26 protein-coding genes and 1 tRNA gene are annotated in these 24,521 nt (G+C 65.6%); 7 read left to right on the top strand and 20 right to left on the bottom strand.

Annotation, left to right across the window (positions count from 1 at the left end):
• Nucleotides 1-33: 33 nt before the first annotated feature.
• The 5 genes from AC1DV8_RS19650 to acs all read right to left on the bottom strand — a co-directional run bounded on the left by AC1DV8_RS19650 (nt 34) and on the right by acs (nt 6,010).
• Nucleotides 34-1,059 carry a glycosyltransferase family 4 protein gene (locus AC1DV8_RS19650; RefSeq protein WP_477158603.1) on the bottom strand — a complete coding sequence of 342 codons (1,026 nt, stop codon included), beginning with the start codon at nt 1,057-1,059 and terminating at the stop codon, nt 34-36.
• A gap of 254 nt (nt 1,060-1,313) precedes the next feature.
• Nucleotides 1,314-2,129, bottom strand: coding sequence for a UDP-2,3-diacylglucosamine diphosphatase (locus AC1DV8_RS19645; RefSeq protein ID WP_477149672.1), 816 nt, complete (start codon nt 2,127-2,129; stop codon nt 1,314-1,316).
• Between the two features lie 148 nt (nt 2,130-2,277).
• Complete coding sequence (locus AC1DV8_RS19640; RefSeq protein WP_477158602.1) at nt 2,278-2,778, bottom strand: cupin domain-containing protein; 501 nt, start codon at nt 2,776-2,778, stop codon at nt 2,278-2,280.
• Nucleotides 2,762-3,865 (bottom strand): glycoside hydrolase family 3 protein, encoded by a 1,104-nt coding sequence (locus tag AC1DV8_RS19635; RefSeq protein WP_477158601.1) that lies wholly within the window; start codon nt 3,863-3,865, stop codon nt 2,762-2,764. The genes AC1DV8_RS19640 and AC1DV8_RS19635 overlap by 17 nt, the downstream gene beginning before the upstream one ends.
• Nucleotides 3,866-4,066: 201 nt before the next feature.
• The gene (gene acs, locus AC1DV8_RS19630; protein WP_477149675.1) at nt 4,067-6,010 is read right to left on the bottom strand and encodes an acetate--CoA ligase; all 1,944 of its coding nucleotides are present in this window, start codon (nt 6,008-6,010) and stop codon (nt 4,067-4,069) included.
• Nucleotides 6,011-6,186: 176 nt separating this feature from the next.
• Between acs and AC1DV8_RS19625 the strand changes: the two genes are divergently transcribed.
• A complete protein-coding gene (locus AC1DV8_RS19625; RefSeq protein WP_477158600.1) occupies nt 6,187-6,753 on the top strand; it encodes a hypothetical protein in 567 nt (188 codons plus the stop codon).
• Nucleotides 6,754-6,756: 3 nt separating this feature from the next.
• On the opposite strand, the gene AC1DV8_RS19620 is transcribed toward AC1DV8_RS19625, so the two are convergent.
• The 4 genes from AC1DV8_RS19620 to AC1DV8_RS19605 form a co-directional block, all read right to left on the bottom strand.
• The gene (locus AC1DV8_RS19620) at nt 6,757-8,082 is read right to left on the bottom strand and encodes a lipopolysaccharide biosynthesis protein (RefSeq protein WP_477158599.1); all 1,326 of its coding nucleotides are present in this window, start codon (nt 8,080-8,082) and stop codon (nt 6,757-6,759) included.
• Nucleotides 8,079-9,233 carry a lipid II:glycine glycyltransferase FemX gene (locus AC1DV8_RS19615; protein ID WP_477158598.1) on the bottom strand — a complete coding sequence of 385 codons (1,155 nt, stop codon included), beginning with the start codon at nt 9,231-9,233 and terminating at the stop codon, nt 8,079-8,081. Before AC1DV8_RS19615 ends, AC1DV8_RS19620 begins: the two co-directional genes overlap by 4 nt.
• Nucleotides 9,234-9,342: 109 nt before the next feature.
• Nucleotides 9,343-10,035 (bottom strand): TerC family protein, encoded by a 693-nt coding sequence (locus tag AC1DV8_RS19610; RefSeq protein ID WP_477149679.1) that lies wholly within the window; start codon nt 10,033-10,035, stop codon nt 9,343-9,345.
• A 261-nt stretch (nt 10,036-10,296) separates the two neighbouring features.
• A tRNA-Lys gene (locus tag AC1DV8_RS19605) sits at nt 10,297-10,372 on the bottom strand.
• 128 nt (nt 10,373-10,500) lie between these two features.
• Between AC1DV8_RS19605 and AC1DV8_RS19600 the strand changes: the two genes are divergently transcribed.
• Nucleotides 10,501-11,382, top strand: coding sequence for a mechanosensitive ion channel family protein (locus AC1DV8_RS19600; RefSeq protein WP_477149680.1), 882 nt, complete (start codon nt 10,501-10,503; stop codon nt 11,380-11,382).
• Between the two features lie 42 nt (nt 11,383-11,424).
• On the opposite strand, the gene msrA is transcribed toward AC1DV8_RS19600, so the two are convergent.
• Complete coding sequence (msrA, locus tag AC1DV8_RS19595; protein WP_477158597.1) at nt 11,425-12,066, bottom strand: peptide-methionine (S)-S-oxide reductase MsrA; 642 nt, start codon at nt 12,064-12,066, stop codon at nt 11,425-11,427.
• Nucleotides 12,067-12,223: 157 nt separating this feature from the next.
• Between msrA and AC1DV8_RS19590 the strand changes: the two genes are divergently transcribed.
• From AC1DV8_RS19590 to AC1DV8_RS19580, 3 genes are all read left to right on the top strand, one after another.
• Nucleotides 12,224-13,321: a pyridoxal phosphate-dependent aminotransferase gene (locus AC1DV8_RS19590; protein WP_477158596.1), complete on the top strand. Its 1,098-nt coding sequence runs from the start codon at nt 12,224-12,226 to the stop codon at nt 13,319-13,321.
• A 150-nt stretch (nt 13,322-13,471) separates the two neighbouring features.
• A complete protein-coding gene (locus tag AC1DV8_RS19585) occupies nt 13,472-14,032 on the top strand; it encodes a hypothetical protein (RefSeq protein ID WP_477158595.1) in 561 nt (186 codons plus the stop codon).
• A gap of 18 nt (nt 14,033-14,050) precedes the next feature.
• Nucleotides 14,051-14,962, top strand: coding sequence for a S8 family serine peptidase (locus AC1DV8_RS19580; RefSeq protein WP_477149684.1), 912 nt, complete (start codon nt 14,051-14,053; stop codon nt 14,960-14,962).
• Nucleotides 14,963-14,974: 12 nt separating this feature from the next.
• On the opposite strand, the gene AC1DV8_RS19575 is transcribed toward AC1DV8_RS19580, so the two are convergent.
• On the bottom strand, nt 14,975-15,424 hold the full coding sequence (locus AC1DV8_RS19575; protein ID WP_477149685.1) for an Lrp/AsnC family transcriptional regulator: 450 nt from the start codon (nt 15,422-15,424) through the stop codon (nt 14,975-14,977).
• Between the two features lie 108 nt (nt 15,425-15,532).
• Between AC1DV8_RS19575 and rocF the strand changes: the two genes are divergently transcribed.
• Nucleotides 15,533-16,483, top strand: coding sequence for an arginase (gene rocF / locus AC1DV8_RS19570; protein ID WP_477158594.1), 951 nt, complete (start codon nt 15,533-15,535; stop codon nt 16,481-16,483).
• Nucleotides 16,484-16,538: 55 nt separating this feature from the next.
• Nucleotides 16,539-17,600, top strand: coding sequence for an ornithine cyclodeaminase (locus AC1DV8_RS19565; RefSeq protein ID WP_477158593.1), 1,062 nt, complete (start codon nt 16,539-16,541; stop codon nt 17,598-17,600).
• Here the strand turns inward: AC1DV8_RS19565 and AC1DV8_RS19560 are convergent.
• From AC1DV8_RS19560 to AC1DV8_RS19520, 9 genes are all read right to left on the bottom strand, one after another.
• Nucleotides 17,597-18,541, bottom strand: a complete 945-nt coding sequence (locus AC1DV8_RS19560) for an endonuclease/exonuclease/phosphatase family protein (RefSeq protein WP_477158592.1) — start codon at nt 18,539-18,541, stop codon at nt 17,597-17,599. The two genes, AC1DV8_RS19565 and AC1DV8_RS19560, sit on opposite strands and share 4 nt — an antisense overlap.
• A gap of 64 nt (nt 18,542-18,605) precedes the next feature.
• Nucleotides 18,606-19,055 carry a GNAT family N-acetyltransferase gene (locus AC1DV8_RS19555; RefSeq protein WP_477158591.1) on the bottom strand — a complete coding sequence of 150 codons (450 nt, stop codon included), beginning with the start codon at nt 19,053-19,055 and terminating at the stop codon, nt 18,606-18,608.
• A 64-nt stretch (nt 19,056-19,119) separates the two neighbouring features.
• Nucleotides 19,120-20,694 carry a 2-isopropylmalate synthase gene (locus tag AC1DV8_RS19550; protein WP_477149690.1) on the bottom strand — a complete coding sequence of 525 codons (1,575 nt, stop codon included), beginning with the start codon at nt 20,692-20,694 and terminating at the stop codon, nt 19,120-19,122.
• A 115-nt stretch (nt 20,695-20,809) separates the two neighbouring features.
• Entirely contained in the window at nt 20,810-20,935 is a 126-nt protein-coding gene (locus AC1DV8_RS19545; protein WP_477149691.1) for a hypothetical protein, read from the bottom strand.
• Between the two features lie 71 nt (nt 20,936-21,006).
• A complete protein-coding gene (locus tag AC1DV8_RS19540; RefSeq protein ID WP_477158590.1) occupies nt 21,007-21,375 on the bottom strand; it encodes a cupin domain-containing protein in 369 nt (122 codons plus the stop codon).
• A gap of 70 nt (nt 21,376-21,445) precedes the next feature.
• On the bottom strand, nt 21,446-22,288 hold the full coding sequence (locus AC1DV8_RS19535) for an AraC family transcriptional regulator (protein ID WP_477158589.1): 843 nt from the start codon (nt 22,286-22,288) through the stop codon (nt 21,446-21,448).
• 53 nt (nt 22,289-22,341) lie between these two features.
• Nucleotides 22,342-22,770, bottom strand: a complete 429-nt coding sequence (locus AC1DV8_RS19530; protein ID WP_477149694.1) for a hypothetical protein — start codon at nt 22,768-22,770, stop codon at nt 22,342-22,344.
• Nucleotides 22,771-22,874: 104 nt separating this feature from the next.
• Nucleotides 22,875-23,453 carry a TetR/AcrR family transcriptional regulator gene (locus AC1DV8_RS19525; RefSeq protein ID WP_477149695.1) on the bottom strand — a complete coding sequence of 193 codons (579 nt, stop codon included), beginning with the start codon at nt 23,451-23,453 and terminating at the stop codon, nt 22,875-22,877.
• Nucleotides 23,453-24,451: an aldo/keto reductase gene (locus AC1DV8_RS19520; protein WP_477158588.1), complete on the bottom strand. Its 999-nt coding sequence runs from the start codon at nt 24,449-24,451 to the stop codon at nt 23,453-23,455. Before AC1DV8_RS19520 ends, AC1DV8_RS19525 begins: the two co-directional genes overlap by 1 nt.
• Nucleotides 24,452-24,521 lie beyond the last annotated feature (70 nt).

The raw sequence follows: 24,521 nt of genomic DNA, 5'->3' as shown, positions 1-24,521 counted from the left end.
GGGCACGGCGCTAATGTGCGTTATGCCGTGGCGTTATGCAGCCTGGGCCGCAGCCTCGCGAACCGGCACCAGTGCATCAAGGAAGATGTCGGCACAGCGCGCCCAGGTGAAGCCCAGCGCATGCGCGCGGGCGGCTTCGCGACTGAGGGTCAGGGCGCGGATGACGGCGAAGCCGAGGTCTTCGTCGAGTGCACCGCAGGCGGGATCGGTGAGGATGTCGCGCGGGCCGGTGACGGGATAGGCAGCGACAGGGACGCCGGACGCGAGCGCCTCGATCATGACATTGCCGAAGGTGTCGGTGCGGCTGGGGAAGACGAACACGTCCGCCGAGCGGTAGAGCGCAGAGAGTTCGTCGCCGGTCCTGAGGCCGAGGAACACGGCGTCAGGATAGCGCGCCGTGAGCTCGCCACGGGCGGGGCCGTCACCGACGATGATCTTGGTGCCGGGGACATCGAGCTTGAGGAAGGCCTCGACGTTCTTTTCCACCGCGACACGGCCGACATAGAGCAGATGCGGCCCGGGGAGATCGAGGAATTCGGTCTTCTCGCCGGGCGAGAACCGGGAGTGATCGACGCCACGGGTCCAGAGCCGCACATGGCCGAACTGGCGCGAGGTCAGCTCTTCCTGCATGGAGGCGGTGGGCACCAGGGTCGCGGCGGCCGGCTCGTGGAACCAGCGCAGGAACCCATAGGTCCACTCGGTCGGAATCGGCATCCGCGCCGCGACATATTCGGGGAAGCGCGTGTGATAGCTGGTGGTGAAGGCAAGGCCCTGCTCGAGGCAGACGAAGCGAGCAAGCAGGCCGAGCGGGCCTTCGGTGGCGATGTGGATGTGGTCCGGAGCCTCGCGGGCGATCACCTGGCCGATGGTCATCGGCGTGACCAGCGACAGCCGGATCTCCGGGTAGGTCGGCATCGGGAAGGTCCAGAAACCCTCGGGGGTGAGGTAGCTCACTTCGTGGCCGCGGCCCATCAGCTCGCGGCCAACCGCTTCGAGGCAGCGTACCACCCCGTTGGTCTGCGGCAACCAGGCATCGGTGACGATCAAGACCTTGCGCATCGGACCCACCCTCGGGAATCGATGCTGGCGGTTTACGGGAGTCGGGTGACAGCGTTGCGAACGGGCTGTGACGGTAGGATGACGGATGGTGGGTGAGTGTCACACGGGAGGCCGGAGCGTGAGGCACCCCCACCCTTGATCCCTCCCCACAAGGGGGAGGGAGACGCAAGAACTGAGACGTTGCAGAGCTATCGCCTCCCTCCCCCTTGTGGGGAGGGAATGAGGGTGGGGGTGACCCACGCTCGGTGCTTGAATTACTGCCCCGGCACCGCCGGCGCGCGGCGCAACCGCAGCCGCCGTGGCTTCCGCGGCAGCGGCGTCTCAGTCCAGCGCACCAACTCGAGCACACCCTCATGCGTCTCGGCCACTGCGGTGCAGCTTTCCACCCAGTCGCCGGTGTTGACGTAGTGGATGCCGAGCCGCTCGTGCATGTCGGCATAGTGGATGTGGCCGCAGATCACGCCATCCGCGCCGCTGTCGCGGGCTTCGAGGGTCAGCGCCTCCTCGAAGCGGCCGATGACGCTGACGGCGTTCTTCACCTTGTGCTTGGCCCAGGCCGACAGCGACCAGTAGGTCAGACCCATGCGGCGGCGCACCCAGTTGACCGCGATGTTGATCCGGAGCGCGGCGCGATAGGCCCAGTCGCCGACATGCGCCAACCACTTGGCATGCGCCACCACCACGTCGAACTGGTCGCCGTGCATGACCACGTAGGTCTTGCCCTGCGCCGTGGTGTGCACGGTGCGATCGACGAACTCGACCTCGCCGAAATACGTGCCGAGATACTCGCGCAGGAACTCGTCGTGATTGCCCGGCAGCACCACGATGCGGGTGCCGCTGAGCGCCTTGTCGAGGAAGATCTCGACCAGTTGGTGATATTCCGGCGGCCAGTACCAGGCCTTGGCCAGGCGCCACCCATCGACGATGTCGCCGACGAGATAGATCACCTCCGCCTCGTGCCAGCGCAGGAAATCGATCAACTGGGTGATGCGGGTGGGGCGCATGCCGAGATGCACATCGGAGATGAACAGCGCGCGAACCCGCCGCACCTCCCTGCCCTCTTCGCTCATGCCTTCAAACCTCTCGCCTTCGGGATCAGGAGTTTAGCTCATTTGACCTATGGGACGGGAGCGCTTTCGATGCTCCATCGGCCGCGAGGTGGGGAAAACTCCGGCCCTCATAAGCGAACAGCACCAGTGCGACAAGCGTGCGACCGGCCTAGGGCGCCGATGTCAGCCGGGTGATCACCTCGACATGCTGCGGGAATTTGGCCAGCAGTTCGGCCCGAGTGACGAGGATCATGTCCTCCATCTCCCAGCCCGGCGCCACCACTTCACTGACGAGACCATACTCGCCGGCCGGCAGCTCGGCCGCCTTCCAGACGCCGCCCGCGACGGCGAGGCTGGGCACCTGCCCTGCGGCGAGGTCGGGGCCGAGCACAACCACTTCGTAGCGGCCGTCGGGGTGGATCATGTGATAGGTCAGCGGGGCACCGAAATGGTGAAACTGAATGCCGTCCGAGTGCTTGGTGTGGAAGTGGTCCACCGGGGAGTCGTCCGTCAGCATGTAGTAGATACTGGTCATGGTGCCGCGCGGACCGCGCGCCGTTTCCAGCCTCTCGCGATGCGTCGGCCGGAACGTCTCGCGGAAATAGCCGCCCTCGAAATGCCCGCCGAGGCCCAGGGCAGCGATCACTTCTGCCTTATTGAGCTTCGACATTTGCAACCCCGATACGAGACTTCAGCGCCACGATGCGCTTGTAGCTCTCCTCGATCCGCGCCTTGAACGCCGGATCGGCCTCGGCCTCGGCAACCAGGATCGCCCGCACCTCGTCGCCCAGCGTGGCGCGCTGGTAGGCGGTGTTGGAGAACAGCAGCACGTCGACGCCGGCGCGCACGGCCTTCACCACCGTTTCCTTTAGGTCGAAATGGTCGCGGATGGCGCCCATCTCGAGGTCGTCGGTGATCACCACGCCCTTGAAGCCAAGCTGGCCGCGCAGCACCCCGTCGATCCACTCCTTGGAGAGGCTCGACGGCAGGCCCGATGGATCGACGTTGGTGTCGATCAGGTGGCCGATCATGACGAAATCCTGGTAGCCGCCGGCGATCAACGCCCGGTAGGGCTCGAGCTCGCTGTCGTGCCAGGTCTTGGTGATGTCGACGAAACCCTCGTGGCTGTCGGCGGTCGAGGAGCCGTGTCCGGGGAAGTGCTTTAGCGAGGTGAGCAACCCCGCGTCGTGATGTGCCGCGATCACCTCGGCAGCGTAGGAGGTGACCACGTCGCCGGTCTTGCCGTAGGCGCGGCCGAACTTGGCGATCACCTGGTTGTTCGGGTTGACCGCGAGATCGACTACGGGCGCGAAATTGACGTTGAAGCCCCACTCGGCGACGCCCTTGGCGAGCCCTTCGTAGACGCCGCGGGCTTCGGCCGGGGTGTTCTTCGCGGCGACCGTCGCGGCGTCGGGAATCTCCTTGAAGCCGACCGAGTCATCGAGCCGCTCCACCAGCCCACCCTCCTGGTCGAGCGTGATGAACGGCGGCAGCCCGGCCGGTGCAGCGTCGCGAAACGCCGCGTTCATCGCCTGCACAGCCGCACGGCTCGCGACGTTGGTCTTGAGGTACATGACGCCGCCGATGTCGCCGGCCGCCACTTCCTCGCGCAGGGCGACCACGTCCTTGTCATCGACGCCATTGCCGGCAAAGCCGACGACGATCATCTGCCCGGCCATCTGCTGCAGCGACTGGGCGGAGGCGGGCGACGCGGCAAAGGGAAGGATCGTCGCGAGAAGCATCGTAGCAAGGCGCATATGGGTGGGGTCTCGGAGAACGGGAGGACGGCTTTTGGCTTACGAGTGCGGCGAAAGCTGGTCGGCCGGAGCGTGGGGCCACCCCCACCCTAGATCCTCCCCACAAGGGGGAGGGAGACGACTGAGAGGTCAGCGAGCACGATCGGCCTCCCTCCCCCTTGTGGGGAGGGAATGAGGGTGGGGGTGGCCCCACGCTCGGTGTCAGCGGTTCTGCCGGTTCTCGATCAGATCCGTCACCACACTCGGGTCCGCCAGCGTCGTCGTATCCCCCAGCGCGCCGTAGTCGTTCTCGGCGATCTTGCGCAAAATCCGGCGCATGATCTTGCCGGAGCGGGTCTTGGGCAGGCCCGGGGCGAACTGCATCAGGTCGGGCGAGGCAATGGCGCCGATTTCCTTCCGCACCCAGTTCCTGAGCTCGGTCTTCAGCGCGTCGTCGCCTTTCTCGCCGGCCATCAGGGTGACGTAGCAGTAGATGCCCTGCCCCTTGATGTCGTGCGGGTAGCCGACCACGGCCGCTTCCGCGACCTTGGGATGCGCCACCAGCGCGCTTTCGACCTCAGCGGTGCCGATGCGGTGGCCCGAGACGTTCAGCACGTCGTCGACGCGACCGGTGATCCAGTAGTAGCCGTCCTCGTCGCGCCGGCAGCCGTCGCCGGTGAAGTAGTAGCCCTTGTAGGTCTCGAAATAGGTCGAGACGAACCGTGCGTGATCGCCATAGACGGTGCGCATCTGGCCCGGCCAGCTGTCGGCGATGCAGAGCACGCCTTCCGCTTTGGTCTGCTCCTGGAGCTTCCCCTCGGGCGACAGCACGATCGGCTTGATGCCGAAGAAGGGCTTGGTGGCCGAACCGGGCTTGGTGGCGATGGCACCCGGGAGCGCCGAAATCAGGATGCCGCCGGTTTCGGTCTGCCACCAGGTGTCGACGATCTCGCAGCGCTCCTTGCCCACATGCTTGTGGTACCAGAGCCAGGCTTCCGGGTTGATCGGCTCGCCCACCGAACCGAGCAGCCGCAGCGACGGCATGGCGTACTGGTCGGGAATGGCGGCGCCGGCGCCCATCAGCGCCCGGATAGCGGTGGGGGCGGTGTAGAAGATGTTGACCTTGTGCTTTTCCACCACCTGCCAGCAGCGGCCGGCATCGGGATAGCTCGGGATGCCCTCGAACATCAGCGTCGTGGCGCCGTTGGCGAGCGGCCCATAGACAATGTAGCTGTGGCCGGTGACCCAGCCGACGTCGGCGGTGCACCAGTAGATCTCGCCTGGACGGTAGTCGAACACCCGCTCGTGGGTGAGCGAAGCCCAGACGATGTAGCCGCCGGTCGTGTGGAGCACGCCCTTCGGCTTACCGGTGGAGCCGGAGGTATAGAGGATGAACAGCGGGTCCTCGGCGTTCATCGGCTCGGGCGCGCACTCGGCCGAGACTTTGGCGGCTTCGTCCGCATACCAGACGTCGCGGCCGGCCTTCATGTCGACGGCGTTGCCGGTGTTCTTGACCACGATGACGCGCTCGACGCCCGGCGTCTTCGTCAGCGCCTCATCGACGTTCTTCTTCAGCGGGATGGTCTTGCCGCCGCGGCGGCCTTCGTCGGCCGTCAGCACGATCTTGCTGTCGCAGTCATTGATGCGGCCGGCGATCGAATCCGGCGAGAAGCCGCCGAAGATCACCGAGTGCACCGCGCCGATGCGCGCGCAGGCCAGCATGGCCACCGCGGTGTCGATGATCATCGGCATGTAGATGGTGACGCGGTCGCCCTTCTTGACGCCGTTGGCCTTGAGCACATTGGCGAAGCGGCCGAGCCTCTCGTGCAGCTGGCGATAGGTGATCTTGTCGTCGGTGCCGGGGATGTCGCCTTCCCAGATGATCGCCGTCTCGTCGGCGCGGGTCGCCAGGTGCCGGTCGACGCAGTTGGCGGAGATATTCAGCACCCCGTCCTCGAACCATTTGATCGAGACGTCGGGGTAGGCGTAGCTGGTGTTCTTGATCTTGGTCGGCGCCTTGATCCAGTCGATGCGCTGGGCCTGCTCCTTCCAGAAGCCATCCGGATCGCTCAGCGAGCGGGCGTACATCTCCTCGTACTGCGCTGCCGTGGTCCGGGTGTGGGCAATCGCTGCCGCGCTGGGCGCGAACACCAAACTCTCGCTCATCGTCGTCCTCCGATTTTGCGAACCGTTCTAACCAAGCCCTCAAGGCCGGGCAAGCAGACCACTTGCCGGCTCCGGGTCAATTGAAACGCTCTGAAAACCCTTCGGAAACCCTTGCCGTAAACGCTTTCTCGGCGGTTTCCGGGCGACAATGGCGGCAATACCATTTGGAGGCTCCGATGCCCGAACTCGGCTATCACGCCGCGCGACCGGACGAACTCGACATGATCCACCGCGAACTGATGGCGGTGATCGACGAGTCTCCGCATTACTCGGAGCGCTTCAAGGAACACGAGAAAGGCCGGCTGACGAAGGGGTTCCTGCGCGCATTGCAGCGGGTCGATCCGTTCCACGTCATCATCCTGACCCAGGACGGCGTCGCCGGCGGTGGCCTGATCTCCGGGCCCGAAACCGGCGCGATCTTCCGCTACTGGAGCTGGATCTTCCCGGCCCACCGGCAGAGCCGGCTCGGCATCTACGGCATGCGGGTGTTCGACGAGCATTGGGACAACGGCAAGTTCCACAAGGCCTTCACCTGGGTGCGGCCGGAAAACGAAGTCGCCCTCGCTCTGCTCCGCCGCTACGGCTACGAGCAGGCCGCGCTACTGCGCCAGCAGATCTTCGGGCAGGACTACGTGGTGATGGAGAAGTTCTACACCAAGGTCACCGAGGAGTATGACTCGGGGATGGGCATGGGGCGCCTGGCGAAGGTCAGGGCGCGGATCAATTCGCTGCTGGGACGATAGGCCCTAGACGTCCTTTACCCGGCGGGCCAGCAGCTCGCCCAGGCGCGGTCCGATCGACACATCGATCCCGGCCATCCGCTTGGCCGTCAGCCACATCGCCGCGCACCAGAACGTCTGCGCCGCCAGCGCTGCCACGGCAGCACCCATCAGCCCATGCACCGGGACCAGCAGAATATTGGCCCCCACCAGCACGCCCATCCCAAGCCCAATAGCTGGCAGCGTCGCATAGGGCCGGTCGTGGATCGACAGCACCAGCGCGGCGGGGCCGAACAGCGAGCGGACGCAAAGCGTCAGGCACAGCACCGCCAGCGGGCCGACACCCGCCTGGAACTCCGGCCCGAACAGCATCAGCAGCAGCGGGCCCGTTGCGGCGATGACCGCGAACAGCGTGATCGAGATGGCGGCGGCGACGAGGTTGGCCTCGCCGATCTGCTTTATGAAGCCGTCGCGATCGGCCGCAGCGTTTCGCTCGAACATCTCGGGCAGCGTCACGGCGTAGACCGCCGATACAGCGAAGGCCACAAGCGAGAATACCCGCGTGCAGACGCCGAACACCGCCAGGCTTTCGCGGTCGAGAAAATTGGAGAGGATCAGGAGATCGATGTCGAAGAAGAAGTCGGTGGCGAGCGCGATCACCACCCAGGGCAGCGCAAAGCGCCACCAGCGCTTCTGCTCGGCCGGGTGGACGCCGCTGGCATCGGGGACTTGGCGGACGGCACGGAGGACCCAGGCGAACTGGGCGGCGGCAATGAGAGCGAAGCCGATGGCGAGGAGCCAGATCAGCTCGGCGAATTTCGCCTCGGCATCACCGGCCATAGCGGCAAGCGCGAAGCAAAGGACGATGAGCAGCGGGCGGACGATGGTGTCGGCGAAAAAGCCGGCGAACGGCCGTTTCAGCCCGACCAGCAGCGCGCTGTTGCAGTAGACCACGGCGGTAGCGAGCGTCATCAGGCAGGCGGGTAGCCAATGGGCTGTGAGCACCCTGCCCGGCTCGCCGAATAGCGTGGCCAGCGGGTAGCCGGCGACCACCAGCAACAGCGCCGTCGCGGCGACGTGGCCATAGGCGCGCAGCATGAAGCCGCGCAGCAAACGGCCCTCGCCCTTCGAGCGATATTCCGCGGCGAAATAGGTGCCGATGGTCTCGAAGCCCAGCGGCATCACCACCGCGACGATATTCACCGTGGCGATGATCAGGAGGTACTCGCCGAGGATCTCGGCGCCCCAGAGGCGCGCGATCGCCGCCTGGGCGAGGAAGATCACCCCCGCACCGAACAGCCGGGCGCCGAAAATGATGCTGGATTGCGAGAGCAGGCGCTGCCTGAGGCTCATCGGGCGTCCCGCTGCTGGTCGGGCTTGGCCCGGTCGGGCCGCAACCGGTCGATGCGGCGGCCGACCATGTGAGCCAGCTCACGTCCAGCAAATGCCGCCTCGCCGAGCAGGCGCGGCCACCAGCGTGCAGCGTAGTTTGCGACCGGCGGCACCGGCGTAATGACGCCCCGCTCGCCGACCATGCCCTTCTTGAACTGGTGCAGGCCCTGGAAGCCGTCCGTGCCCCCCAGGTCGTACCAGCGGGCCGGCGTGTTGTCCCGTAGCCAACGGATGATGTGCCAGTGGAGGAAATAGCCGGCGCGCAGCTCGAGCGCCGCAGCACTGGTGGCTCCGTAAAGATAGACCGCCCGGTCGCCGGCCTTGAAGATGATGGCGCCGGCGACGATCTCGCCGGCATGGCGGACGAAGAACAGTTCCGGCCTGAGCGTCGAGTTCGCCATGTCCATCAACGCTGGCACGGTGCCGTAAGCCGAGTGGTCGGCGAACTTCTTGCGATCGACCATCTGCTCGTAAAGCGCGTCGAACTCGGGCCGCCGCTCCGGCCCGGCGTGCTCGAAAGCCAGCCCCGCCTTGTCGGCCTTGTTGAGATGATAGCGCCACTTCTGGTGGAAGCTGGCGCGCTGCTCGGCATCGCTGAGCCTGAGATTGACGATGTAGCGATCCGGAAACCCCAGCGTCGCGCCCTGGCGGAAGCCGTGCTCCAGCAGCAGGCGGTATTCCGCGTTGCCGCCGGCCAGCGAGGCGCGCGGCAGCACTGACAGCATCATGCCGCGACGCTCCGCATACTCGGCGCACAGCGTCTCGATCATCCGGGCGTAGATGGCATTGGCATCGGCGCCCTCGGTGCGACGCAGCATCGGCGCCCACTTGGCCACGGCGATCGAACCCAGGCCCAGCGGCAGCCCCTGCACCATGATCAGGCATCCGCCGACGACCTTGCCACCGAGCATGAACAGTTGCGGCTCAAGCGCCACGCCCGGCCAGCGGGCCCGCGCGAAGGTAGCCAACTGCTCCTGGCACACGCCCTCGAAATCCGCGATCGCATCGTCCCATGCCTCTGGCTCCACCAGGCGCATGACGAAGCCCGACGCCGGTCGTGGCGGCAGGTCGGCGTAAGTGAGCGGGCTGGGAGACAGGGTGGCGAGCGACATGGACGAAATCCGGCAGAAGACCTGCCGGACGCTATCGTCCGCGCAATGATGAAATCCCTACGGCCCGCCGCGCAATGCGAAGGAAAGTCGGGCCGTGGTTACGAGCCGGTTAGTGCGCGACGGCCGGAGCGCCCTTGATCAGCGGAATCATCGGCAAGGTGTGGCCCATCAACTGGTCGGCGCCCTCGTAGAGCATCTTCACTGCGACGTAGAGGATGATGACGAGACCGAGCCAGGCGATCCAGCGATACCGGTGCAGGAGGCCCGCGACCAGCGTCGCGGCAACGCCCATCAGCAGCACCGAGAGGCCGAGCCCGAAGATTAGCGCCACTTCATGGTGCTGCGCCGCGCCGGCCACGGCCAGCACGTTGTCGAGCGACATCGAGACGTCGGCGATGATGATCTGCCAGACCGCCTGCTTCAGCGTCTTCTTCTTCTTGCCCGCAACGGTGCCGTCGGCATTGAGATCGGCATTGGCGAGCGCCTCGGTGGCGTCTTGCTCGTCCTCGTGCGAGACCGACAGCTCCCGATACATCTTCCAGCAGACCCACAGCAGCAGCAGGCCGCCGGCGATGAGCAGACCGCCGCCGAGCTGCAGCAACTGTGTGGTGATCAGCGCGAAACAGATACGCAGCACGGTGGCCGCGATGATGCCGATGAGGATGGCCTTGCGGCGGAGATCGGACGGCAGCCCGGCCGCGGCGAGCCCGATGACGACGGCATTGTCGCCAGCGAGCACGAGATCGATCATGATAACCTGGAAAAATGCCGCAAAAGCCGATGCATCAAGGCCAAAGGGCATTCCGGGTCATCTCCGCGCTGAAAAGGTTAATCGCGGCTATGTAAGGACCTGTGCGGAGCTTGTGAAGAGCGCCATTGGAACAATTCAACACCTGTGACGCCACGGCGCGACCAACGCCGGCTATCAGACGAGCCGACTCAACACCGGATTCGTCCGCACCGGCCGAGGCTCGCCGATGCAGGCACGGCCGCAAGAGCGTCGCAACCTGCTACCCGCGGCAGACTGGCCGTTAGGCCTGTCATATCAAAGCTTTAGGAGGATTGGTGGGTGCGCACGGACTCGAACCGTGGACCCGCTGATTAAGAGTCAGCTGCTCTACCATCTGAGCTACGCACCCGGTCCGAGCGGCTGACTATCAGGGCTCCCCCACCTTGTCCAGCACCCATTCGCGTGTCTGTGGACTTTCGCGGTTTTGCCAGATTGGTAAGTTAACGCCCGCCCACGCCACAGCCCCGCGAAGTGCCCATGAACAATCTGAACACCGATCTGCCAACCCAGGCGACTGAAGCCGTTTCCCTTCCGCTTCGCTGGCTTGCCGACAATTCGGTGGCGCTGCTCAGTGCGCTCTTCGTACTGGTGGCCGGCTGGTACCTGGCGCGCATGCTGTCGCGGATGGTGCGCAACCTGCTGCCGCGCGCCTATGGCGTCGACAAGAACTTCGCGCCGCTGCTCGCTCAGGTGACGCGCTACGGCGTCATCATCTTCGCAATCGTCACGGCGCTCAGCTTCCTCGGCGTTTCCAGCACGTCGATCTATGCCGTGATCGGCGCCGCCGGCCTCGCCATCGCCCTGGCGCTGCAGGGCACGCTCGCCAACATCGCGGCCGGCATCATGCTGGTGTGGCTGCGACCGATTGCCATCGGCGAGTACATTGTCGGCGATGGCGTGGCTGGCGTGGTGGTGGAGATCGGCCTGTTCGGCACGCGGCTGCGCTCGACCAGCGGACTCTACATCTTCACGCCGAATCAGAAGCTTTGGTCTTCGGCCATCACCAACCACAGCCGCGAGCCGCGCCGGCGGATCGACGTGAACATCACCGTGCCGGATTCGATCAACGTGGCCGCCGCCCGCCGCACGATGCTGAAGATCGCTACCTCCGACAAGCGCGTGCAGGTCGACCCGCCGCCGACGGTGCATGTCGAGAGCTTCGTCGGTGACAAGATCATGCTGCAGCTGCGCGCCTGGGTGCCGACTCCGGAATACCTGCCGACGCTGCGGGACCTGACCGAGAAGGCTAAACTCGCCATCAACAAGATGCTCTCGGCAGAGGGCGAGCACGCGCAGGTGGAATTGGCCGCAGACCCGCATACACAGAATGCTGGTGAGCGGACGCCGGATCTGACTTAGCCCGCCCCCCAAGCTTTGTGGTGACGGGAACAGCAGCCCGCCTCAGGCGTGCCCGTCCAGCCCCTTGAAAGCGTCCTTGCCCCAGATGGCTTCGACCTGGCCGTTCTTGCCGCAGCCGGCGCGGTAGCGGGCATAGTGCTCGGCGCGGGTCAGGCCGTTCTGCAGCATCTCGGAGCCCTTCCAGAAGTCCTGGTGGTAGTCCTCCGCCGGCCAAAAGGTCGGGGCCATGGCGACGACTGTGGCGACGGGCTTGCCCAGAGCCGCGGCAGTGGCTTCCTTGCCGGCTTCGGCTTCCTTCAGTTCGGTGTCGTTGCCGGCGTAGATCGCGGTGGTGTAGCTCTCGCCGAAATCACAGAACTGCCCGCGCGTCTCGATCGGGTCGATCAGGTGGAAGAACGTGTCCACCAGCTTGTCGTAACTGGTGACTGAGGGATCGTAGACGATCTTCACCGCCTCGCGGTGGCCGGTGGTCTCGGTGACCACCTGCTCGTAGCTCGGGTTGTCGACATGCCCGCCGATATAGCCGGACGTGGTGGAGAGCACGCCCGGCGCGTGGTCGAAATCGCTCTCGATCGACCAGAAGCAGCCACCCGCGAAGATCGCGGTCGCCGTCTCGGCGCCCTGTGCGCCAGTCATTCCCAGCGCGCCCACGATTGCTACCGCGAGCGCCAGCCTGTTCTTCATCATTGGATCCACCCATGAGGATTGTGGCGGCATGATTGGACCCGCCCGGCGTCACGCGCAACACAATCAAATGTGCGGCGCGGCCGGTGAAACTTTTCCGCTCGCGGCACGTGATCGGCCCGTTGCGGCGGGCGCCGGGCACGCTAAGTTCGCCCGCATGCGTTCCATCCTCACGCCCCTCGCCCAGTCCCTGCCCTCGACTGTCCCGTTCACCGGCCCCGAAGCGCTGGAGCGGCGCACCGGCATGCCGTTTCGCGCCCGCGTCGGCGCCAACGAGAGCGGCTTCGGGCCATCACCGAAGGTGATCGAAGCCATTGCAGCGGCGGCTGGCGGCGTGTGGATGTACGGCGATCCCGAAGTTCATGACCTGAAGGCGGCGCTTGCCGCCCATCTCGGCATCCCCACTGCGAACATCGCGATTGGCGAAGGCATCGACGGGCTGCACGGCCTGATTGCTCGACTGATCACCGAACCCGGCGATGTCGCCGTCACCTCGCTAGGCGCCTACCCCACCTTCAACTATCACGTCGCCGGCTACGGCGGCCGCATCGTCGCAGTGCCCTATGCCGGGAACCACGAGGACCTCGGAGCACTTGCCGAGGCAGCCCGGCGCGAGCGCGCCAAGGTGATCTACCTCTCCAACCCGGACAACCCGATGGGCACCTGGTGGAACGCTGCCGAGATCGACCGCTTCATCGTCTCGGTGCCCGAGGAAACCCTGATCCTTCTCGACGAGGCCTATTGCGAGACAGCGCCGGCCGGCACCCTGCCCGCGCTCGATATCGAACGCCCCAACCTGATCCGCACCCGCACCTTCTCCAAGGCCTACGGCCTCGCCGGCATGCGCGTCGGCTATGCCATCGGCGAGACCGGCTTCATCAAGGCCTTCGACAAGGTTCGCAACCATTTCGGCGTCACCCGGCTGAGCCAGGTGGCAGCGATGGCGGCCCTAGCCGATCAGGATTGGCTGGCGGACGTGGTTGCGAGGGTCGCAGCCGGCCGCGAGCGACTCTACGCCATTGCTGCCGAGAACGGGCTCGGCACCGTGACATCGGCCACCAACTTCGTAGCGATCGATTGCGGAGGCGACGGAGAGTACGCCATGCGCGTGCTGAAGGCGCTGGAGGCTCGGGGCGTGTTTGTACGCAAACCCACGGCTCCCGGACTCGACCGACACATCCGGATCAGCGTGGGGCGGCCCGATGAGCTGGCCGTCGTGGCCGAGCAACTGCCGGTGGCCTTACGCGAGGCTTAGATAATTCCGTCGAATTAGTTCCGATCGCGAACACTTCTTTAGAGAAAATGCGATTTGATATGCCCCCTCTGATGTGGGGCATATCTCGTGGGCGCAGTCGACCCTGAGGTTGATCGGCAGGTCGAACCGCAAGTGCGGGTCCGCTGGTTGTTGGCCGGGTGGCTCTTCGCCGCTTGTGCCGCCGCGTCGCCCTCGCCCGCTGCCGCACAGGAACTCGCCGTTGCGCTCCACGTGATCGATATCGCGCAGGGGTCGGAACTGACCGAGAGCGTCCGCAACCTCGCCAACGGCGGTTACGAGCTGTCGGATGGCACCTGGGTATCGTTGCCCAAGTGGTACCACACCGACTGGCCGGATACCCACATCGACATGCTCACCCAGGTTGGCGAGGATTTCGGACTGCTGTGGGGCCTTGGCACCGGCGAGCGTGGCGAGAAATACACCATCGACCCAAGCCTGCGGATCGGCTTCGTCGCACAGGCCCACCCGAGCGCCAATACCACCCTGTCGCTGACCGTCCGCGGCATCCTCTGGGGCAACCTCACCGAAAAGACCTGCGAGGGGGATTACGGCGAGATCGGCGGCGGCCTGCAGATCGTCAACTGCCGCCTCGCCGCGACTCCGCTGCCAACGCAGGAGACGCTGCAATACCTCGCCGACGCCGAGCCGAACCGGCTCCATGTCTCCCTTACCTACAGTGCCAGTTTCTAGCTTTCAGGAGTGAACGCCATGACCTCACGTATCAAGTATCTCGTAACGGCAGTCATCGCCGCCCTCGCCCTGCTCGGCGGCGTCTCCGCCCCGCAGGCCCAAACCACGACGCCCATCTGGCGCAACTGGATGAGCCCGGAGGTCGCCGACGCCTGGACCGCCGGCTACAAGGGCCAGAAGACCACGATCACCTTCATCGACGACTTTTCCAGCACGTCGAAGTTCGGGGGCAACCTCACTGGCACCAGCCAGGTCCTGCGCCACGGCGAGTGGACGCGGCTCGAGGGCAGCATGATCGCGCCCCTCGCCACCATCAAATCCAAGGAATTCAGGTCCAGCACGAGCGTCAGCCTCGCGGCGGGGCTCAATATTCTGAACCTGAGCTACGGCATGTACGCCAGGGCCGGCTACAGCGCGAGCCAGATTGGCTGGAGTGGGCAGGAGTCCTCGATCATCTCCTATGCCAGGAACGGCAAGGCAGTGATCGCCAAGGCGGCCGGCAATGACGGGATCGCCATCGGCGGCACCAACAAGAGCGGCCAGGTCGATTATCTCAACCTCGCGCTCGTAGGCACGCAATCCACCATCTATGTGGGCGCGCTGAATACCAACGGAACCGTTGCCAACAAAGCGAGCCTCGCGTCCTACTCCAACAAGGCCGGCACCAACACCGCGGTGCAGAGCCACTTCCTCGTCGTCGGCGTTGACAGCAGCAAGATGGGCCTGGCCGGCACCTCGTTCGCCGCTCCGATCATCTCGGGCTATGCCTCGATCCTGGGCAGCAAGTTCACCACCGCGACGCCGACCCAGATCACCAACCAGCTGCTGAATACTGCCCGCAAGGATACGCTGCTGAACTACAACGCGGCGACCTACGGCATGGGTGAAGCAAGCCTCGGCCGGGCGCTGGCGCCGCTAACCATCAGGTAGGGGCACCGGCCCCTACCCCAGTTCCTTGCGGGCGGCGAGCAATATGCTCGTCTCGGTATTGGCGATGCCGTCGATCTGCCGCACCTTGCGCAGCAGTTCGTCGAACTCACGCAGCGTCGGCGTCTCGATCTCCGCCACCACGTCCCAGCGGCCATTGGTGGTGTAGAGCCCGCGAATCTCGGGGAAGCCGGCGAGCCGGCGGATGATCTGCTCGGAGTTCTTGCCGTCGACTTCGACCATCATCACGGCACGCACTGCGTCCGCCCGCCCCTGCGCCTGCACCACGACCGTGTAGCCGGCAATGGCCCCTGAGCGCTCCAGCCGCTCCATCCGCGCCGTTACAGTGGCGCGCGAAACGCCAAGCTCTGCCGCGAGCTTGGCCACCGGCAAACGGCCATTGGTCCGCAGCAGAGCGATCAGGCGATAATCGAGGTCGTCGAGCCCCGGTGTACTATTCGTCAATTCGCACCGCCACTTTGCACATCTCGCTGCGCAATCTTATCACTTCTCCGCCTTTTCGTCTGCACGCATCGATCCTCACATAAGCGGGAACTGAATCGAGGACCCCCAATGCTGCACGACGCCCGCGCCCGCCGTTCCATTACCGGTAACCGCATCGACCTGATCGGCCTGCCGACCGATGCCGGCGCGTCCTGTCGTGGTGCGGCGCTCGGCCCTGACGACCTGCGGGCCGCCGGGATCGCTGAGCGTCTCGCGGGCATCGGCTACGCCGTTGCGGATCTCGGCGACGTGAACGTCAGCCAGAAGCTGGCTCCAGCCGCCGAGATCGACGCGCTGGCCGTTGCCGCCAGCGAGGCCGGCTATCGCAGCCTCGAGAATGGCGCCCGCCCGGTCTTCCTCGGCGGCGATCATTCGATTTCGATGGGCTCGGTCGCCGGCGTCGCCCGGCACTGCCGCGACACCGGGCGCCCGCTGTTCGTGCTGTGGTTCGATGCGCATGGCGATTTCAACACCTGGGCCACCACCGAAACCGGCAATATCCACGGGATGTCGCTGGCCCGCCTGTGCGGCGAGCCGGGCTTCCACAACTCCACCGACTGGTTCGCCACGGTCGACCCAGCCAACGTCATGATCCTCGGCGCGCGCGCCCTCGATTGCGAAGAGGCGCAGCTGCTCGACGAACGTGGCGTGCAGGTGGTGGACATGGACGCCATCCGCGTCGCGGGTGTGGCGACGCCGCTCCAGCACTTCCTCGATCGTGTGGAGGCGGCGAACGGCCATCTGCATCTCTCGCTCGACGTCGATGCCATGGACCCCAGCCTCGCCCCCGGCGTCGGCACCACGGTGTCCGGCGGTCTCAGCCGCGACGAAGGCGACCTGGTGATGGACATGCTGCACAGGAGCGGCCGCGTCGGCTCGCTCGACCTCGTCGAACTGAACCCTTTCCTCGACCATCTCGGCATGAGCGCCGACCTGATGATCGACCTCACCGCCCGCCTGTTCGGCGAGCGCCACTCCACCCCGGCCGCGAGGCAAGCGGCCCTGTCAATGACGGCCTGACGGCCGCAACACGAGCACTCGAAGCCTGACTGCTCCAGCAAAGTAAGAGGCGAATATGACCCAGTTCATCGGCACCAGCGATATCCGCGCCCTCCTGAGGAAGACCGGCGTCGAGCCCTTCCTCGTCGGGCTCGCCGACTACATCGAAGCCGATTTTCGCCGCTGGGAGCAGTTCGAGAAGGCGGCGCGCCTTGCCAGTCACAGCCACGATGGCGTCATCGAACTGATGCCGGCCTCGGATGGCGCGCTCTACGCGATGAAGTTCGTCAACGGGCATCCCAAGAACACCGCCGCCGGCAAGCTGACGGTCACCGCCTTCGGCGTCCTCGCCGACGTCGCCACTGGCTATCCGCTGCTGGTCTCGGAGATGACCATCCTCACTGCGCTGCGCACCGCCGCGACATCTGCCGTCGCCGCACGCGCCCTCGCCCGGCCGGGCAGCCGGACGTTGGCGCTGATCGGCGCCGGCGCCCAGTCCGAGTTTCAGGCCATGGCCTTCCGGGCACTGCTCGGCATCGAAGAAGTGCGTGTGTTCGACGTCGATGTCGAAGCAGTCGACAAATTCTGCCTCAACCTCGCAACCAGCGGCCTACGCCTCACCCGCGCTCCGTCCGTCGCCGAAGCCGTGCGCGGTGCCGACATCGTCACCACCTGCACCGCCGCCAAGCGCCACGCCGACGTGCTGATACCGGAGATGATCGCCCCCGGCGTGCACCTCAATGCCATCGGCGGCGATTGCCCCGGCAAGACCGAGTTGCACCGCGACATCGTCGCCAGGGCCTCGGTGTTCACCGAATACACTCCGCAGACCCGCATCGAGGGCGAAATCCAGCAACTGCCGGATGGCTTCGCCGTCACAGAACTATGGCAGGTGCTGTCGGGACACAGCCCAGGTCGCCGCACGGCCGCCGAGGTGACCCTTTTCGACTCAGTCGGCTTCGCCGTCGAAGACTTCTCAACCCTGCGCTACGTCCGCGATCTGAGCCTTGTCGAGGCACGCCACATCGACCTGATCCCCGAACTCGACGATCCAAAGGACCTGTTCGGACTACTGATGCCTCAGAGTCGGCCAGGGCATGTCGAGTTCGCCGAAACCACAGTTGAGCAGCGACGCTAGCGGTTCCCCGCCAGCCCAATCTCCGCGATCAGCCCCCGGTGGTTCGAGCCCATCGAGTCTCCCATTGCGTCGACTTGCTCGATCACCAGCGGCGCGCGGGCGAAGACGTTGTCGATAGGCACGCCAAGCGGGCCGAGGCGCACCGGCCAGGTGGCCGGGTAGAACGGGCCCGGCGCCAACTTTTCGCGACTCGCCAGTCCGTCGATCCTGGCGGACCACGCTGCGGCGTTGAAATCGCCTGCCAGCAGCAGCGGCCCCTCGAGCCGGCCAATCGCCAATCCTAACCGGCGGAGCTCTTCGTCCGGGAAGTCGTCGAAATAAGGTTTGACCAGATGGGCGCCGACGATGTTGACGCGCTGGCCACCGACAACAGTCGCTGCGGTGATCAGCCGGTTCCGCCATACCTCGCTCAATGAGCCTACGGCCACATTCTCGAGCGGGGTGCGCGACAGCAGCACGGTGGAGCAGTCATCACTGATATCGCAGCCGGCATGATACGGGTAAGTAGCGAGCAGCTTTTCGCGATATGGCCCGATCGGCGAAGCCTCCATCAGCAGCACCACGTCGGCTCCGGAACCAATGATGAAATCGGCAATCGCCGCGCCGTTCCGGTTGTCCACGAGGAGATTGAAGCTCAGCAGCCTCAAGAGCGGCTTGCTCCCGACCCCTTGTGCGGCGATCCGCGCTTCCTGCTGGCGATAGATGATCGCCCCGCCCTGCCCGGCGCTGACGGCGAATACGAACAGGAACAGCAGCCCGCGTCGCCACGCCCCGCCGATGAACAGCAGCAGCACCAGCCCCAGCAGCGCGGCGGCGATATGAAAGCGCAGCGATTGCAGCAGCGCCTGCCCCGGAACGCCGAAATCGACGCTCACCGCGAGCAGCACGCCGCACACCACCAGCGCCAGCGCGGTGATCGCCCCCCTCAGTTCACGCAGCATGCAATGATCCCCGTCAGATGCGCCGAACCGTAACGGCAGCCGCGGCGCCGGACCAGCCCGCGCGCTACAGGTGCTTCATCATTTGCACACAGCCGCTCCGCATCCCGCTGAGCTCCTCGGGGTCCCAGACCTCGCGCTGCCAGCCGCGCTTCTCGTAGAACCCGATGGCCTCCGGAGCCGAATTGAGCATCAGCGTGGTGATGCCGAGCTTGTAGGCGTGGTTGATCACCCCCTGCTCCATCACGCTCCCATGCCCCTGCCGCTGGCTATCGGCCACTATCCCGACGAGGCGCACGGCGGCGCGTTCGCCCTTCAGGTCGAGCCGGGTCGTCCCGATAGGTTCGCCATCGAGCAGCAGCAGGAACTTGATGTGGTTCGCGGCTGCGTCGTCCGGGTGCGCATCGTTGTAGACGAAGCCCGGATGCCGCTCGGGCGGAAACAGCACCTCGCGCCGAATCCGATGCATCGCCGCCCACTCTTCGAGAGTCTCCACCCGCCTCAACTCGTAAGTCATTGCTCCTCCATAAGAAAAGAGCCGCCCGAGGGCGGCTCCTGATTGTTCGGACCGGCGGGTGCCCTCACCCGACTGCCGCTTCGGTCGCGCCTTGCGCCGCGGCGCCGCGTTCGAGCAGCAGGCGGTTGTAGGCGTTGATGTAGGCGCGGGCCGAGGCGACGAGCGTGTCGGGCTCGGCGGCGTTGCCGGAGACGATGCGGCCGTTCATTTCGAGGCGCACATGGGCGCTGGCCTGCGCGTCGGTGCCGCCGGTGACGCCGTCGATGGCATAGAGCACCAGATGAGGATCCTTGCCGACGGCCTGTTTGATCGCGTTGAAGATCGCATCCACCGAGCCGGTGCCGTCGAACGCAGCCTTCACTTCGACCCCATCGATGGTGATGGTCAGGTCGCAGTGATGCACGCCGCCGGTCTTGGAGATCACCTCCATGTCGACCAGCTTGATGCGGTCGTCGACCGAGCCGGCCTCGTCATCGACCAAGGCGACGATATCGGCATCATAGACGTGCTTCTTGCGGTCAGCCAGGTCCTTGAAGCGAACGAATGCTTCCTGGAAGGCATTATCGCCAAGGTCGTAGCCCAGTTCCTTCAACTTATCCTTGAAGGCGGCGCGGCCCGAATGCTTGCCCATCACCAAGGTGGTTTCCTTGATGCCCACGCTCTCCGGCGTCATGATCTCATAGGTCTGGGCGTTCTTCAGCATCCCGTCCTGATGGATGCCGCTCTCGTGCGCGAAGGCGTTCTTTCCGACGATCGCCTTGTTGTACTGCACCGGGAAGTTCGCCGCCGCCGAGACTATCTTGCTGGCCCGGCTGAGGTGCGTCGATTCGATCTGGGTGTGGTACGGCATGGCGTCGGCGCGGGTGCGCAGCGCCATCACGATCTCCTCGAGCGCCGCGTTGCCGGCGCGCTCTCCCAGGCCATTGATGGTGCATTCGACCTGTCGCGCCCCGCCCCGCACCGCGGCCAGCGAGTTGGCGACCGCGAGGCCGAGGTCGTTGTGGCAGTGGGCCGAGAAGATCACCTTGTCGGCGCCCGGCACGCGCTCGATGATCGAGCGGAACATCGCCTCGTGCTCGGCCGGAATGGCGTAGCCGACGGTGTCGGGCAGGTTGATGGTGGTGGCGCCGGCCTTGATGGCGAGCTCGACGCAGCGCGCCAGGTAGTCGATCGGCGTGCGCGTGGCGTCCATGGCGCTCCACTCGACATTGTCGATCAGGTTGCGCGCCTGCGCCACGGTGGCGGAGATGATCTCCAGCACCTGCTCCTCGGTCTTCTTCATCTGGTGCGCCAGATGGATCGGCGAGGTCGAGACGAACGTGTGGATGCGGCCCTGCTTGGCGTGCCGCACTGCTTCGCCGGCGCGCGCGATGTCACCCGGAATGGCGCGGGCGAGCCCGGCAACCACCGAGTTCTTCACCTGCTTGGCCACCGCGACCACCGCTTCGAAGTCGCCGTTCGAGGCAATCGGGAAGCCGGCTTCGATGATGTCGACGCCCATCTCGTCGAGGGCTTCGGCCACCTGCAGTTTCTCCTCGAGCGTCATCGTCGCGCCCGGGCTCTGCTCGCCGTCGCGCAGCGTGGTGTCGAAAATGAAGACGCGGTCCTTGTTGCTCTGCGCCTGTGCCTGGGTGCTCATTTCGGTATTCCTATCAACGGCCGGGGTTCGAAAACCATCGCGACCGGACAAATCGATGTTCGGTTTCTTGCGCGTTATCCCCTGACCACCCGCTCGCTATCCGAGCTGTCGGTTATCAGGGGCTGATAAGAAGGAGAAGCAGGGCGGCCGGCAGCAGCAGCAACGCAGCAGCCAGAATCAGCCGGCTCTCCCGAGCCTTCTGTTCAGCGATTGCGATGGCAATGGCGCGTTTGCGCTGCATGGCGAAATTCCGTTTGCGTCGCGGATAGTGCTGGAATTGAAGCCCATTGGCAAGCGTCTGTGACGACAGATTCAAACCCAGACGTCATTTTCCGCCGTCCTCGCACCGCCCTCGGCACCGGTGTTGAGCGTACCGCGTGGCTCGATCAGCAGCATCTTCACCTCGCGCTCGGCGAACGGCTTGTGCTCGATTCCGCGCGGCACGACATAGAGTTCGCCCGGCCCCACCGCCACCGATCCGTCGCGGAAATCGATCCGCAACTGCCCCTCCAGCACCAGGAACGCCTCGTCGGTATCCTTATGGTCGTGCCAGATGAAGTCGCCTTCGATCTTCACCACCTTGAACTGGTAGTCGTTAAGCTCGGCCACGACGCGCGGCTGCCAGTGCCCGTCGATCTTTCCGATCTTCGCAATGAGGTCGATGCTGGTGTAAGCGGCCATTCCGGTCTCCTTTGGGGAGCCGAGATTGGCGCGCTGCTGGCCGGTTGGTCTTGAACGTTCGTGCGCGATCTCAGGCTGCGAGCAGCCGCACCCACGCTGCGGGCGTCATCCCGTAGGTTCGTTTGAAATGCCGGCTCATGTGGCTCTGGTCGGCGAACCCGGCACCAGCCGCGGCCGCCGCCAGCGAGGCGCCCTCGCGCATCGCGCTGCGCGCCTGACCCAACCGGCGCATCACCAGGTAGCGGTGCGGGCTGGTCCCATAGAGCTGCCTGAAGTCGCGTGACAGCTGCCAACGGTCTCGCCCGCCGATCACCTCGAGCTCCGCCAGCGTCACGGGCGCGTCCAGCGCTCCATCGAGGAACTCCCGCGCCCGCTCGGCTGCTCGATAGTCGCTCAGCCCGGTGTGTCGCCCTTCACGGCTATCGCCGGCCCGGTCCAGTGCCCAGGCCAGGTCGTAAACCGCATCCTCGTATTCGAGGCCCTCGAGCGGTCCATCGAGATGCTCAAGCAATGCCGCCGTGGCATCGCGCAGTTGCGGATCGTGCGAAATCCCGCCAGCCACATAGGGCAGCGGCCGGCCACCCAGCGCCTTCTGCAGCATCGCCGGCTCGATGTAGAGCATGCGATAGCGAAAGCCGCCCTCTGCTCCCGCCTGCCCGTCATGCAGTTCGTCCGGATGCAGCACCATGGTGCCGCCGGGCACGCTGTCGCGCCGCGCCCCGCGATAGTTGAAGCTCTGCACGCCCGAAAGCGTCAGCCCGATCGCGTAGGTATCGTGCCGGTGCGGCTCGTAGGCGCGGCCGGCGAAATAGGCCTCGATCCGCTCGCAACCCGGCTCATCGGGCGCGCGGCGTATCCACCCGGCGCGCCCGGTTTTGACGATCGCACCCGTGCCGGCAGCTTGTTCGCTCATGCCGCAAGACTAGCGCCCGGCCGGCAATGTGCCAACCGGGCGTCTGCGAGCCGTCAGCCGAAGGTGATCGCCGCCGACAGCACGATGAGAATGAGCAGCGTGGCGTTGGCCATGCCGACCCTCGGCGCGAGCTTGGCGGCGGACATATCGCCGCCCTCGATCCGCTTGCCCAGCATGCCGCTGTAGATCACGCCGGCGATCAGCAGGAGCACCAGCACCATCTTGATCCAGAACCAGGCGCTGATGCCGCCGACGCCGCCATACTTGAGCCAGATCATCAGCGGTCCGGTGATGATCAGCAAGCCGATCCCGGCGCGCCCGACTTGCGCCAGCCCCTTCATGATGTTCATCAGCAGCGGCCGGGTCTCGGGCGCCGCGCTCTGCATCCGGCTTCCGACCACGGGAATGCCGAAGGCAGCGGCGCCCCCAAGCGCCAGGCCCATGAAGTGCAGCCACAACAGAATTGTATTGATTACGTCCACGGCACGCCTCCCCCAAGCAAGCAACGGTACGTCAGCGTACACTTGTGCGAGAGTCGTTGGGAGTCACATCCTGAGCGACGCGGTAGGCCGTCCCGCCACCGCCGCTAGGCAGCGATAGCGGCGGTTACCAGGGCGTAGACGCGATCGAAAGCGGCGTCGTTCTCAGGATCGTTCCAGTCGAGGGCATGTGCCGGATCGTGGAAGCGCGCCATGGCGTCGAAAATGGCCTGAGCGGTCGATTTGGGGTCGGCCTCGCGGAACTCGCCGGCGGCAATACCGTCCGCGACGATCTTCTCGATCTGGGCGACGAGGAGTTGAACATGGCCGGAAACCACTATGGGCGCCTCGCTGAAGATCGCGCGGGCGATCGAGAACAGTTCGGGATCGCTCGATGCATACTTACGCTTGGTGGCCCTCAATCCATCGAACCACTGCCGAAGGCGCAGGCTGGGCTGGACGTCGGAATAGGCGATTGGCTCGAGCCGATCGGACGTCCGCCTCAGCCAGCCCTCGACCACCGCGTCGCGCAGCGCAGCCTTGCTCTGGAAATGCCGGTATACGCTGCCATGGCTCACACCGAGCAGCCGCGCGACGTCGACCACGGTGGTCTTCTGCGGGCCAAAGCGGCGGAACACCTGCTCCGCCGCCTCGAGGATCCGTTCGCGGGTCAAGACCTCGTTCATCAGGCTCCAGTTCGCTCGCTGTCGAGCATCGCCATCTGCGCCGGCATGTAGCGCTCGCCGCGCGCGGCATTCGGCGGCACAGCCTCTTCGATGGCCGACAGATCGGCCCCCGTCAACACCACATCGAGCGCACCGAGTGCCTCAGTGAGACGATCGCGGCGGCGCGCCCCGATCACCGGCACGATGTCCCTGCCCTGCGCCAGCACCCAGGCGATCGCCAGTTGAGCGACGCTGACGCCCTTGCCGGCCGCGATCTCGCGCAGCCTTTCAACCAGTTGCAGGTTGTGATCGACATTCTCGCCGCTGAAGCGTGGGCTGTGGCCGCGGAAGTCGCCGGCGACGAGCCCGTCCTTGCTCCAGTGCCCGCTGATCAGGCCGCGCGACAGCACGCCGTAGGCGGTGATGCCGATGCCCAGCTCGCGCGTAACCGGCAGGATCGCCCGCTCGACGCTACGCGAAATCAGCGAATACTCGATCTGCAAGTCCGCCACCGGGTGTACTGCGTTGGCACGGCGGATGGTCTCCGGCCCGACCTCGGACAGGCCGAGATGGCGGACGTAGCCGGCAGCGATCAGGTCCTTGATGGCGCCGACGGTGTCCTCGATCGGCACGTTCGGATCGAGCCGCGCCGGCCGGTAGATGTCGATGTGGTCAACGCCGAGGCGTTCGAGTGTGTAAGCGAGCGCGGTCTTCACCGCCGCTGGCCGACCATCGAAGCCGAACCACTGCCCATCCGGCCCGCGCTGCGCGCCGAACTTGACGCTGAGCACGGCATCGTCGCGGCGGCCCTTCAGCGCCTCGCCGATCAGCATCTCGTTGTGGCCCATGCCGTAGAAATCGCCGGTGTCGATCAGCGTGACGCCGGCCTCGAGCGCCGCATGCAACGTCGCGATGCTCTCGCTGCGATCGGACGGCCCATAAGCGCCCGACATACCCATGGCGCCCAACCCGAGGGCGGAAACGACGGGGCCCGATGTTCCCAATGTGCGATGATCCATGACCAGTCTCCTTGTGGTGAGACCGTGCAAATGGATGACGACTGACAAAAGTGCAAGTCTGTCAGTTGAT

The organism is Devosia sp. P3_B2, from assembly GCF_056402875.1.
The sequence above is the reverse complement of the archived record's forward strand: the minus strand, read 5'-3'. Positions and strand labels throughout refer to the sequence as shown.

What these genes read in the sequence shown, in the direction of transcription:
- AC1DV8_RS19650 (WP_477158603.1), bottom strand. Translation starts at nt 1,059, where the DNA reads ATGCGCAAGGTCTTGATCGTCACCGATGCCTGGTTGCCGCAGACCAAC.
- AC1DV8_RS19645 (WP_477149672.1), bottom strand. Translation starts at nt 2,129, where the DNA reads ATGAGCGAAGAGGGCAGGGAGGTGCGGCGGGTTCGCGCGCTGTTCATC.
- AC1DV8_RS19640 (WP_477158602.1), bottom strand. Translation starts at nt 2,778, where the DNA reads ATGTCGAAGCTCAATAAGGCAGAAGTGATCGCTGCCCTGGGCCTCGGC.
- AC1DV8_RS19635 (WP_477158601.1), bottom strand. Translation starts at nt 3,865, where the DNA reads ATGCGCCTTGCTACGATGCTTCTCGCGACGATCCTTCCCTTTGCCGCG.
- acs (WP_477149675.1), bottom strand. Translation starts at nt 6,010, where the DNA reads ATGAGCGAGAGTTTGGTGTTCGCGCCCAGCGCGGCAGCGATTGCCCAC.
- AC1DV8_RS19625 (WP_477158600.1), top strand. Translation starts at nt 6,187, where the DNA reads ATGCCCGAACTCGGCTATCACGCCGCGCGACCGGACGAACTCGACATG.
- AC1DV8_RS19620 (WP_477158599.1), bottom strand. Translation starts at nt 8,082, where the DNA reads ATGAGCCTCAGGCAGCGCCTGCTCTCGCAATCCAGCATCATTTTCGGC.
- AC1DV8_RS19615 (WP_477158598.1), bottom strand. Translation starts at nt 9,233, where the DNA reads ATGTCGCTCGCCACCCTGTCTCCCAGCCCGCTCACTTACGCCGACCTG.
- AC1DV8_RS19610 (WP_477149679.1), bottom strand. Translation starts at nt 10,035, where the DNA reads ATGCCCTTTGGCCTTGATGCATCGGCTTTTGCGGCATTTTTCCAGGTT.
- AC1DV8_RS19600 (WP_477149680.1), top strand. Translation starts at nt 10,501, where the DNA reads ATGAACAATCTGAACACCGATCTGCCAACCCAGGCGACTGAAGCCGTT.
- msrA (WP_477158597.1), bottom strand. Translation starts at nt 12,066, where the DNA reads ATGAAGAACAGGCTGGCGCTCGCGGTAGCAATCGTGGGCGCGCTGGGA.
- AC1DV8_RS19590 (WP_477158596.1), top strand. Translation starts at nt 12,224, where the DNA reads ATGCGTTCCATCCTCACGCCCCTCGCCCAGTCCCTGCCCTCGACTGTC.
- AC1DV8_RS19580 (WP_477149684.1), top strand. Translation starts at nt 14,051, where the DNA reads ATGACCTCACGTATCAAGTATCTCGTAACGGCAGTCATCGCCGCCCTC.
- rocF (WP_477158594.1), top strand. Translation starts at nt 15,533, where the DNA reads ATGCTGCACGACGCCCGCGCCCGCCGTTCCATTACCGGTAACCGCATC.
- AC1DV8_RS19565 (WP_477158593.1), top strand. Translation starts at nt 16,539, where the DNA reads ATGACCCAGTTCATCGGCACCAGCGATATCCGCGCCCTCCTGAGGAAG.
- AC1DV8_RS19560 (WP_477158592.1), bottom strand. Translation starts at nt 18,541, where the DNA reads ATGCTGCGTGAACTGAGGGGGGCGATCACCGCGCTGGCGCTGGTGGTG.
- AC1DV8_RS19555 (WP_477158591.1), bottom strand. Translation starts at nt 19,055, where the DNA reads ATGACTTACGAGTTGAGGCGGGTGGAGACTCTCGAAGAGTGGGCGGCG.
- AC1DV8_RS19550 (WP_477149690.1), bottom strand. Translation starts at nt 20,694, where the DNA reads ATGAGCACCCAGGCACAGGCGCAGAGCAACAAGGACCGCGTCTTCATT.
- AC1DV8_RS19545 (WP_477149691.1), bottom strand. Translation starts at nt 20,935, where the DNA reads ATGCAGCGCAAACGCGCCATTGCCATCGCAATCGCTGAACAGAAGGCT.
- AC1DV8_RS19540 (WP_477158590.1), bottom strand. Translation starts at nt 21,375, where the DNA reads ATGGCCGCTTACACCAGCATCGACCTCATTGCGAAGATCGGAAAGATC.
- AC1DV8_RS19535 (WP_477158589.1), bottom strand. Translation starts at nt 22,288, where the DNA reads ATGAGCGAACAAGCTGCCGGCACGGGTGCGATCGTCAAAACCGGGCGC.
- AC1DV8_RS19525 (WP_477149695.1), bottom strand. Translation starts at nt 23,453, where the DNA reads ATGAACGAGGTCTTGACCCGCGAACGGATCCTCGAGGCGGCGGAGCAG.
- AC1DV8_RS19520 (WP_477158588.1), bottom strand. Translation starts at nt 24,451, where the DNA reads ATGGATCATCGCACATTGGGAACATCGGGCCCCGTCGTTTCCGCCCTC.